Origin of the sequence: Vibrio hibernica (assembly GCF_015223435.1) — a bacterium.
Lineage (GTDB): Bacteria > Pseudomonadota > Gammaproteobacteria > Enterobacterales > Vibrionaceae > Vibrio > Vibrio hibernica.
In genome coordinates this window covers 108,258-119,355 of sequence record NZ_VHKO01000007.1, presented here as the reverse complement: position 1 = coordinate 119,355, position 11,098 = coordinate 108,258, and the positions used below count along the sequence as shown (strand labels likewise).

Below are 11,098 nucleotides of genomic sequence, written 5' to 3'. Positions count from 1 at the left end.
CGTTTTTAGTTTCTTTACTTAAGATTTAGCGTGATCTGAATATCTGAATATCTGAATATGGTAAGATTCTCGTAATCTAAATATTTTGTAAGGAATAATAATGAATACCGTAATTGATACCATGATGGCGCATCGTTCGATTCGCTCATTTACTCCAGAGGCTATAACTAATGAGCAATTGGAGGCGATTTTAGCGGCAGGTATTTCAGCGTCCTCATCGAGTTTTTTACAAACAACTTCCATCATTCGCGTTACCGATCCAGTTAAAAGAAAAGCATTAGCTGAGTTTGCCGGAGGGCAAGGCTATGTGGAAAACGCTGCTGAGTTTTTGGTATTTTGTATTGATTATCAACGTCACTTTCAGCTATCAAATGAAGTTAAGCCAGAATTTACCGAATTAACCTTAATTGGGGCGATAGATGCGGGAATCATGGCACAAAATACATTACTTGCGGCTGAATCACTTGGTTTAGGTGGTGTGTATATTGGCGGCTTACGTAATTCACCGAAAGAGGTCGATGAGCTATTAGGCTTGCCACAATACTGCGCGGTCATGTTTGGCATGTGCTTAGGTCATCCGGCTCAAGATCCACAAATTAAACCGCGTCTACCACAAAAAGTGATGGTGCACCAAAATAGTTATCAGCCTCTTTCCGCTGATGATATTGCAGAATATGATCAACAAACGAGCCACTATTACCAAACTCGCGGCAGTAATCAAAAAAGCGGCTCATGGTCGGATCATATTGCTAGTCGTTTAAGCAAAGAGTCTCGTCCATTTATTAAAGACTATCTGCATTCTAAAGGTCTAGCCGAGAAGTAACTCATTTATGGGTATTTAGATAAAAGAGGCTGAGCAGAATAGATCTGCTCAGCCTCTTTTATTTCTCGTGAATATTAAAACAATTAAGCCATTCCTTGGATCACAACAAACTTTTCTAATAATTCATCTTCAGTTTCAATATGTTCCGGATCGATCGTAATACAATTGGTGATCGGACAGACTGATTGACAAGTTGGTTTATCGTAATGTCCTTTACATTCAGTGCATAAATTAGGATCGATTTCGTAGATGATATCACCCATGGTAATCGCACCATTAGGGCATTCAGGATCGCACATATCGCAATTAATACATTTGTCTGTGATCAGTAAGGCCATCTATATGTCTCTTATTGTCCAGTTTGCGTTGTAGCAACGGCTTGATTTGGACTCCGAGTATCTTGACCTGATTTTAAGTTACGCATCAACAGGCCAAAGCTTAAATCTAAATCAGCAGGAATGGGTATAAATACAAAGTGACCACTGCCTTTAGCATCATCGACTTCTTGGAATTTACGATTTTCCATAGCTTCGAGTGTGAAAATAATATTGCCTTGTGGTGTCATCATTTCAATACTGTCACCAGTCATGAATTTATTTTTGACCTCAACTTCGGCTAGGTGGCCATTTTTTTCTGATACGCGTGTCTTACCGGTAAATTCGCCAACAAATTGTTGAGAATCCGAAACTGAGTAACCGTAATCATAGTTTTGGTAAACATCATGGGTATGACGACGTAAGAAACCTTCGGTGTAACCACGATGAGCAAGACTTTCTAATGTACCCATCAAGCTATCATCAAATGGACGACCTGCAACGGCATCATCAATCGCTTTACGATACAGTTGAGCGGTTCGGGCGCAATAATAGAAAGATTTTGTACGTCCTTCAATTTTGAGTGAATGTACGCCCATTTTAGTTAGACGTTCTACATGTTGAATCGCGCGTAAGTCTTTTGAGTTCATGATGTAAGTACCATGCTCATCTTCAAATGCCGCCATCTTTTCTTCCGGTTTATGAGCTTCTGATAACAGCACAACTTCATCGCTTGGTTTTCCAAGGCCTAATGTATTGTCTGGGCGTTCATTCTGGATTTCGATCGCTTGCGCAGATTGAGGATCAAACTGTTCTACGCTATTTTTTTGAGAAGCGTTAGCCGCAACGATTTGACCATTCTCATCTTCTTTGCCTTTTTCTACATTGTACTCCCAGCGACAAGCATTGGTGCAGGTACCTTGGTTTGGATCTCGTTTATTCATGTAGCCAGAAAGTAAGCAACGGCCAGAATATGCCATGCAAAGCGCGCCATGCACGAAAATTTCCAATTCAGTTTCTGGGCAGTGCTCGCGAACTTCTTCTATTTCTTCAAGTGATAATTCACGAGATAGGATCACACGCTCAATTCCTTGGGTTGACCAGAATTTTACGGTTGCCCAGTTCACGGCATTGGCTTGTACTGAAAGGTGGATCGCCATATCAGGGAAAGCTTCACGCACCATCATGATTAAACCTGGATCAGACATGATTAATGCATCCGGTCCCATCTCTACCACGGGCTTAAGATCGCGAATAAACGTTTTTAACTTTGAGTTATGAGGCTGGATATTACAAACCACATAGAATTTTTTACCTAGTGTGTGTGCTTCATCTATGCCGATTTGAAGGTTCTCATGATTGAACTCGTTATTACGCACACGTAGGCTGTAGCGTGGCTGACCTGCATAAACCGCATCCGCGCCATAGGCAAAGGCATAGCGCATATTTTTAAGGCTGCCTGCGGGCGATAATAATTCTGGGGTATTAAACATAATAGTTTCTCTTGGTCTGATTTCAGGTCAGGTTCATACCACAATATGGTATGAATTTGGGAGGCGAATTTTACGTCAATTTGCTTGGAAAAGCGAGAAAAGCACACAAAGTGTCAGGTTTAATATTAAGAGGAATAAAACGCATTGATAGCGTGAGCTTTATTCCCCTTAAATATTCGCCCGTTAAATAAATAAGTATATCTTAAAGGCGTAAAATTAGATTATTTCGCTGCTGGCAATCCGCCTAAAGCATCAAATAATGCGGGAATAAAGTGTTCAAACTCACCACACATTAACGTGAAATCAGCATCAAATCGTTGAGCTGCATCTTCACGAGGAATATCCTCATTGGTGTCCTTGAGCTCATCACTAAATTTTAAGCGCTTAATACTGGTATCATCAGATAATACAAATTCAATGCGTTCTTGCCAGTCTAATGCCAGTTTAGTGACCAGTTTATCGGCTGCGATGTGGTTTTGAATTTCATCTGTACTAAGATCTTGTTTCTTACAACGGATGATCCCACCTTCTTCTAGCACTGATTTTAGTTCCGCTTCATCCATTAACTGGAAGCCCTGTGGTAAATCACCTGATTTGACCCATTCCGTTAGGCTTAATTCGATCGCTTGCTCAGGAATTGCAGGTACAACAGGAAGGCTACCGGTTGTTTTACGCAATAAAGCTAATGCGTCTTCGGCTTTTTTCGAGCTGCTAGAGTCGACTAAAATGAAGCCTAGTTTCGGCATGATCAGGATTGAGGTGAAATTATGACGACTGAAAGCACGTGGCAGTAAATCAATCAGAATTTCTTCTTTTAAATCGTCCTTTTCTTTTTTCTTCAATGGTCGATTTTCTTGTTGCTCAAGCACATCGATTTTATCTTTAAGTGAATCGTTGATCACCGATGCTGGCAGTAGTTTTTCTTCTTTTTGGGCTTTAATCAAAATATGCTCGCCAGCAACATGAGTGAGCATGTCGCTGTTACGATTGATAACACTAGTCCAGCCAAATTTTTGTTTATCTTGGCTGCCACAAGGTGAGAATTTGAATTCAGCGAGTTGAGACTCTAAAGTATCGAGGTTGAGATCGATGTCACGGTTGAAACGATATACTAAACAATTTTTAAACCACATAATTCTCATTCTTTGTGTGTAAGTTTGTGGTCATGATATGCGATTTTTATTCGTTTGTCTTATGTCACGTTTTTACCGTTTAAATGACACTTCTGTTAAAGTTTCTTTGCGTTAGTCACAAAACTGTCATACTTAAAATCCATAATAAATATAAATTAATATTCTAACTTTAGGCGCGAAAGGTATTTCGGATATGTCGAGAAGAATTCTAGTTGTTGAAGATGAAGCCCCAATTAGGGAAATGATTTGTTTTGTTTTGGAACAAAAAGGCTACCAAACGGTTGAAGCTGAAGATTATGATTCAGCCATAAATAAACTGTGTGAACCTTATCCTGATTTGATCTTACTTGATTGGATGCTGCCTGGTGGTTCTGGTATTAATTATATTAAACACTTAAAACGTGAGGAGTTGACTCGCCATATTCCAGTGGTGATGTTGACGGCTCGTGGTGAAGAAGAAGATAAAGTTCGTGGGCTTGAAGTAGGCGCGGATGATTACATAACTAAACCATTTTCACCTAAAGAGTTAGTGGCGCGTTTAAAAGCCGTTATTCGCCGTGTTACGCCGACCGCATTAGAAGATGTTATTGACGTTCAAGGTTTGCAACTTGATCCTGTTTCTCATCGAGTAATGGCGAATGATGAGCCATTGGATATGGGGCCAACAGAATTTAAAATGTTGCATTTTTTTATGACCCACCAAGAGCGAGTTTATAGCCGTGAACAGTTATTGAATAATGTTTGGGGGACTAATGTGTATGTTGAAGATCGCACTGTTGATGTGCATATTCGTCGCTTAAGAAAAGCATTGGAAAACGCAGGACACGATAAACTAGTCCAAACGGTACGTGGGGCGGGTTACCGTTTTTCTACACGAGTTTAATGATTGATGAGCGGAGTGCTTGTTTGAATGGTTGAAAAGTTAACATGGAAAAAGCTAGCTTGGTCGCTGGCTTTTTTTTACATTCCTTGGATTTTAATTGGCTGGCTTTTTGGCTATATGGGCTGGCTGCTACTTGCTGCGACGGCGATGCAACTTATTTGGCAATATTATAATCAAATTCGTTTATCTGAATGGTTATGGGATGAGAAACGGTTAAGCCCTCCTTCTGGTACTAACAGTTGGGAACCGTTATTTAATGGCATCTACCAACTACAAAAAAAACAGCGCCGTCGCCGAAAAGAACTTGGTAACCTAATCCGTCGTTTTCGTCATGGAGCAGAAGCGTTGCCCGATGCAGTCGTCGTCTTTCGCAGTGAAGGAAACATTGTTTGGTGTAATAAGCTAGCCCAATCGTTATTGGGTTTCCGTTGGCCCGATGATTCAGGTCAGCCGATCGCGAACTTGCTACGAACTCCCGATTTTATTAAATATCTGATCAAAAATGACTTCTCAGAACCGTTAGAGATGTTATCGCCGCTAACGCCTGATCGTATTTTAGAACTGCGTATTGTGCCTTATACCGATGGTGAGCATTTGATGGTCGTTCGTGATGTGACTCAGTTGAAAAAACTTGAAGGTATGCGCCGAAATTTCTTTGCTAATGTCTCGCATGAGTTAAGAACGCCAATGACAGTATTGCAAGGTTACTTAGAAATGACCGAAGATCCTGATGTGCTCGTCGGTCCTATGTGGTCCAAAGCGCATGGAGTGATGACAGAGCAACTCTCGCGTATGAACGCATTAGTTGAGCAATTATTGACGCTATCGAAAATAGAAGCATCGATCAATCACCAGTTAGAGGAAGTGGTGAATATTCCTTTCATGCTTGATGCCCTAGAGAAAGAAGCCCAAGCCTTAAGTGGTGATAATCATCATAATATTGTGTTTGATGTGGATAAAATGCTGCATGTTTATGGGGATCATGATCAGTTGCGTAGTGCGATTTCAAACTTAGTGTATAACGCAGTGAAATACACTCCAGCTGGCGCGGATGTATTGGTTACATGGAAAGAGATTTTGAGTGGTGCTAGCTTATCGGTTAAAGATAGTGGTGATGGGATTGAAGCTCAGCATATTCACCGTCTAACTGAACGATTTTATCGAGTCGATAAAGCTCGATCTCGTGAAACCGGCGGAAGTGGTTTGGGGTTAGCGATTACTAAACATGCTTTGAGCCATCATGAATCCCATCTTGATATTGAAAGTGAAGTTGGCATTGGTAGCTGTTTCTCTTTTGTGCTCCCGAAAAAACTCATTTTCCATGTTGGTGATTGAGCATGATGGTTAAAAATATAAAGTTGTCGCTGTATTCATTATTACTTGCTTTGATTCTCTCACCATTGGGTCGAGCATCAAGTGATGTGGATCGTTTACCGGATTATAAAAAAGTAGCAGGTATTTCGGGTAATTTATCGTCGGTTGGTTCAGATACTCTAGCCACTTTAATAAGCTTATGGGCTGAGGATTTTCAACGAATATACCCAAATGTTAACATGCAAATACAAGCATCAGGTTCATCTACAGCGCCTATAGCATTAACTGAAGCAACCTCTCAACTTGGCCCAATGAGCCGTCCAATGAAAGCGAAAGAAATCGAATCATTTGAGCTGCAATATGGTTACCCACCTGTACAACTTAAAATAGCGATTGATGCTATTGGTATTTTTGTTCATAAAGATAATCCCATACAAGGTTTGAATTTCGAGCAAATTGATGCAATCTTTTCATCTACATTACAATGCGGAGCAACGCAGAGGTTGAATCGTTGGCAACAGTTAGGTATTTCATCTGATTGGGCTAAACTTGGTTTTCAATTGTTTGGCCGCAATTCCGCATCAGGCACTTATGGGTATTTTAAACAACATGCTTTATGCGAAGGGGATTTTAAACGAGAAGTGAATGAGCAACCAGGCTCAGCGTCGGTAGTTCAGTCGGTTGCATCTTCAATTAACAGTATTGGTTATTCTGGCATCGGTTATCAAGTTTCTAAGGCTCGTTTAGTACCGGTTTCTATTGAAGGCAGCCACTATATTGCTGCGACGAGAGATAACATCTTATCTGGTCAGTATCCACTTTCTCGTTATTTGTATTTATATGTGAATAAAAACCCATTAAAACCATTAGCGACAAATGATGCTGAATTTCTAAAATTTATTTTCTCGAAACAAGGCCAGAAAGGTGTGGAAAAAGATGGTTACGTTTCTCTATCAACCGAGTTAGCCGAGTCTCAACTTAAAAAAGTAGGGTTAGCATTTTGATGTTGATTTGGGTGTAGCGCTTTTTATCCCCAATAACCAATAACCAATAACCAATAACCTTTATCATTATAATCATTCGAACCGTCATCTTAAATGAAGCATAATTACTGCATTATGTTGGTTAATCGCAACAATCGTTATCGCTTAGGAATGAATATCACATGGCTCCAATAGAGACTTTTTTTAAACAACGAGACAAACGGCGCTGGGCAATAGACCGTTTGATTCGTTCGTTGATAAAAGTCGGCGGAGTCAGCGTTTTAATCACATTAGTCCTACTTATTGTTTACCTTATTTGGGTGACCATCCCTATATTTTCTTCTGCTGATCTCAAGTCAGTGTCAACAGTGGAAACAGAAATCGATGAGCATAATATCGCCAAAGCCATCGGGATTAGTGATGATGGCCAGAATGCTTTTATTTTTCGTAAGAATGGTGAGTTTCAATTTTACCCGTTGAACGGCTCAGGTGAAAAGCACTCATCTCAGCAATCGGTACTACAACAATCGATATCACAACAATCAATATCGCAACAACAAATTATGAATGACGCGACAGCTTTTAGAGAGACGAATGCGGAAAGTGGTTGGTATGGATACGCCAATGATAAAGGCGAAGTTATGGCCGTTAAACCTAGCTTTTCGACGACATATACTCCAAATGGCAATCAAGTTGTCGTCAAGTTAACTCGTTTTCGTGAGATGCCAATTCTTTTATCTGATGATCAACAACCTATTGATTCTTTTGATTTTGCTATTGCGAATCAACAGGCGATTTTTATTGGGCGGGACGATCAGGATCATTGGCAAGGCATTGGCTTTGATAAAAAATCAGCATTAATGGAGGGGAATAACAACGATAGCTTATGGGAATCTTATCGTATCTCGATACCATTACTTGGTGTTGAAATTAACGATTACCGCCTTACTCCAAATGGACAAACCTTATATGTTTTGTCACCGACTAGGTTATTCGTACTCAAGCGCGAGCATAATCAATTTACATTAGGAGAATCGATAGATCTCACTAGATCTTCTCGTTCAGCTGCTATCGGTTTGTCTTTTTTATCAGGTGCAAAATCCTTGCTGATCCGCTACCAAGGTGGCCAAGTTTCACAATGGTTTGATGTTTTGAAAAATGAACAACGCCATTTAACTCACATTCGAGATTTTCAATTAGGCAGCACACCCAGCTTATTACTGCCGGATTATTTTCGTAAAGGTTTCTATAGCTTTCAACCCAATGGCATGATTAAAAACTTTTATACAACGACCAATAAAGAGGTGTTATCTAAATCGTTATTGTCAGCTTCGCCACAAGCCGCTGCGACTTCACGAAACGAGCGTTATCTTGTGACGGTATCGCAGTCTCACATCCGTACTTTTGAAGTCAGTAATTATCATCCTGAAATAGCGATCTCATCACTGTGGAGTAAGATCTGGTATGAAGGTTATGAAAAACCAGAGTATGTATGGCAATCGACTTCGGCTAGTAATGATTTTGAAGAAAAGTTTAGTTTAGCACCCATTGCATTTGGCACGTTAAAAGCGGCTTTATTTGCCATGTTATTTGCTGTGCCAATAGCACTATGTGGCGCTATTTATACCGCTTATTTTATGACCCCGAAAATGCGTAAATATGTCAAACCTACTATCGAGCTAATGGAAGCGTTGCCAACGGTTATTATTGGGTTTTTAGCCGGCCTGTGGTTTGCACCTTGGGTAGAAATGAACCTATTTAGTTTGCTTTTGTTGTTTATCATGTTGCCAGTTGCGATCATTAGTACTGCTGTTTTATGGAATATAGTGGCGGTAATACAAAAAAAATCGCTACGAAATGAGTGGTTAGCATTGCTTTTGATCCCGATATTATTAACCACCACTTATATAGTCATACAGTACGGCCATCATTTTGAGCACATGATGTTTAAAGGCGATATTCGTTTATTTCTTGCAAGTTATGGCGTGGATTTTGATCAGCGCAATGCGCTCATTGTCGGTTTTGCTATGGGTTTTGCGGTTATTCCAACTATTTTCACCATTGCTGAGGATGCTATCTTTTCGGTACCAAAGCATTTATCTGATGGAGCGAGTGCGTTGGGTGCGACACCTTGGCAATGTTTGACTACTGTTGTGCTAGCGACCGCCAGTCCAGGGATTTTTTCTGCTGTGATGATGGGATTAGGCCGAGCGGTAGGGGAAACTATGATAGTTTTAATGGCCACTGGAAATACACCGGTAATGGATTGGAATGTTTTAGAAGGTATGAGGACGTTATCGGCTAATATCGCGATTGAGATGCCAGAGTCGCAAGTAGGCGGTTCTCATTTCAGGTTATTGTTTTTATCAGCTTTTTTATTGTTTGTATTTACTTTCATCGTGAACTCCATCGCTGAAGTGGTTCGCCAACGGTTAAGAGAGAAATATCGTGCGATGTAGCATCATGATTGGCTATGGCCGAGGTTTAACATGTTAAACCAGACGAAAGGGTGGATTAAAGCAGGGAACCCTTGGTTGTGGTTAACGGCCGGCTCGGTAAGTATTTGTCTGATTTCAGTGCTTGGATTGTTGCTTTTGATCGGTTGGAAAGGCTTGGTGTACTTTTGGCCGATGCCTGTTTATCAATGGCAAGATGAATCAGGTAATCGTCTTATTGGTCAAATTTATCAAAAAGATTGGGTATCTTTGGATCAGCTTTCATCATCCGGACACCGATGGTCACCTGAAACACTTCAAAAGGGCGAAGCGGAACGCCTATCTATCAAAGTTGCCAATCGGGAAGTGTACCCTAAAGATTTTATTTCTGTTTTAAATGTAGAGTTAAAAAATAAGACTCAACCACGAGATATCGCCGTATTTGAACGAACTCGAAATGGGGCTTTTTTTGGTGTTCCGATTGGTTACCAAATTGGAGGTTCTGCTATTGAAAAAGACAACCTCAAACAGAGTATTGATCAAGCGGTAGTGAGAGCCCGAAGCATTAGGGAAGAGATTGAAGTTATCCGAAAAGGTGATTTAAGCGATTTAAGCCAAGAATTAGGAAAGCTCGATCGTTCGATTAAATCCATGCAGCTCGCTGCTGGTTTAAGTAATAAAGCCGACATACAACCATTACTTGAAAAGAAAAATGCATTAGAAATAAAGTTTACCCAACAAGAGCAAGCGATCAGGGATAAGCAAACGCTACTGCAAAATCAAAAGATCTTCGTACAAGATATGCAAGGTAAATCTTATCCTCTTTCTTTGGAATCGATTTTGGATATTTGGTATCCCAACGCGATGACATATTCTGAAAAAATCATGCATTGGTTTAACCAAGTGGGTAAATTTTTATCGGATAGTCCGCGTGATGCAAACTCTGAAGGTGGTGTATTTCCAGCTATTTTCGGTACTGTATTATTAGTGATCATCATGTCTATTATCGTCATGCCACTTGGTGTTATTGCGGCGGTGTATTTACATGAATATGCTCCCAACACTTTTGTGACCAAACTTATCCGCATTTCGGTGGTCAATTTAGCGGGAGTACCGTCGATTGTTTATGGCGTATTTGGATTAGGTTTTTTTGTCTACACCATAGGCGGCACACTGGATTCATTATTTTATTCAGCAAGCTTACCCACACCAACTTTTGGTACCCCAGGGTTACTTTGGTCAGCATTAACGTTAGCGATTCTTACATTACCAGTGGTAATCGTTGCGACTGAAGAAGGGTTGTCTCGAGTGCCGAGTTCTTTACGTAATGGCTCTTATGCATTGGGCGCGACCAAGTTTGAAACTTTATGGCGAATCATTTTACCTATGGTGAGCCCTGCAATTATGACCGGATTAATTTTGGCGGTTGCAAGAGCGGCAGGTGAAGTCGCACCATTAATGCTGGTGGGTGTTGTCAAATTGGCGCCTAGTTTACCGCTTGATTCTAGTTTTCCATATTTACACTTAGATCGTAAGTTTATGCATTTAGGTTTTCATATTTACGATCTTGGTTTTCAAACACCTAATATTGAAGCGGCGAGACCATTAGTTTTTGCCACTTCATTTTTATTAATTACGGTCGTCGTTGGGCTCAATATTACTGCCATTATGATCCGTAATAACTTACGTGAAAAATTCAAAATTTTAGGGAATGATTAGT

8 protein-coding genes and 2 pseudogenes are annotated in these 11,098 nt (G+C 40.3%); 7 read left to right on the top strand and 3 right to left on the bottom strand.

The features are described 5' to 3' along the window. The first annotated feature begins 100 nt into the window (after window positions 1-100). Window positions 101-823 (top strand): oxygen-insensitive NADPH nitroreductase, encoded by a 723-nt coding sequence (nfsA, locus tag FH976_RS05310; protein ID WP_194089864.1) that lies wholly within the window; start codon window positions 101-103, stop codon window positions 821-823. 83 nt (window positions 824-906) lie between these two features. Here the strand turns inward: nfsA and FH976_RS05305 are convergent, their stop codons facing one another. The 3 genes from FH976_RS05305 to rdgC all read right to left on the bottom strand — a co-directional run bounded on the left by FH976_RS05305 (window position 907) and on the right by rdgC (window position 3,763). Beyond that, window positions 907-1,161, bottom strand: a complete 255-nt coding sequence (locus tag FH976_RS05305; protein WP_194089863.1) for a YfhL family 4Fe-4S dicluster ferredoxin — start codon at window positions 1,159-1,161, stop codon at window positions 907-909. Between the two features lie 11 nt (window positions 1,162-1,172). Continuing rightward, complete coding sequence (gene trhP / locus FH976_RS05300) at window positions 1,173-2,630, bottom strand: prephenate-dependent tRNA uridine(34) hydroxylase TrhP (RefSeq protein ID WP_194089862.1); 1,458 nt, start codon at window positions 2,628-2,630, stop codon at window positions 1,173-1,175. Between the two features lie 221 nt (window positions 2,631-2,851). Further along, on the bottom strand, window positions 2,852-3,763 hold the full coding sequence (rdgC, locus tag FH976_RS05295; protein WP_194089861.1) for a recombination-associated protein RdgC: 912 nt from the start codon (window positions 3,761-3,763) through the stop codon (window positions 2,852-2,854). Between the two features lie 193 nt (window positions 3,764-3,956). Between rdgC and phoB the strand changes: the two genes are divergently transcribed. From phoB to pstA, 6 genes and pseudogenes are all read left to right on the top strand, one after another. Further along, window positions 3,957-4,646, top strand: a complete 690-nt coding sequence (gene phoB, locus FH976_RS05290; protein WP_194089860.1) for a phosphate regulon transcriptional regulator PhoB — start codon at window positions 3,957-3,959, stop codon at window positions 4,644-4,646. 27 nt (window positions 4,647-4,673) lie between these two features. Then, entirely contained in the window at window positions 4,674-5,981 is a 1,308-nt protein-coding gene (gene phoR, locus FH976_RS05285; RefSeq protein WP_194089859.1) for a phosphate regulon sensor histidine kinase PhoR, read from the top strand. Between the two features lie 17 nt (window positions 5,982-5,998). Next, window positions 5,999-6,964 carry a PstS family phosphate ABC transporter substrate-binding protein gene (locus FH976_RS05280; RefSeq protein WP_324187410.1) on the top strand — a complete coding sequence of 322 codons (966 nt, stop codon included), beginning with the start codon at window positions 5,999-6,001 and terminating at the stop codon, window positions 6,962-6,964. A gap of 161 nt (window positions 6,965-7,125) precedes the next feature. After that, on the top strand, window positions 7,126-9,402 hold the full coding sequence (locus FH976_RS05275; protein ID WP_194089857.1) for an ABC transporter permease subunit: 2,277 nt from the start codon (window positions 7,126-7,128) through the stop codon (window positions 9,400-9,402). A 30-nt stretch (window positions 9,403-9,432) separates the two neighbouring features. Then, a pseudogene (locus FH976_RS16140) lies at window positions 9,433-9,631 on the top strand (phosphate ABC transporter permease PstA); the annotation flags it as partial. 77 nt (window positions 9,632-9,708) lie between these two features. After that, a pseudogene (gene pstA / locus FH976_RS05270) lies at window positions 9,709-11,097 on the top strand (phosphate ABC transporter permease PstA); the annotation flags it as partial. Between the last annotated feature and the right edge of the window lies 1 nt (window position 11,098).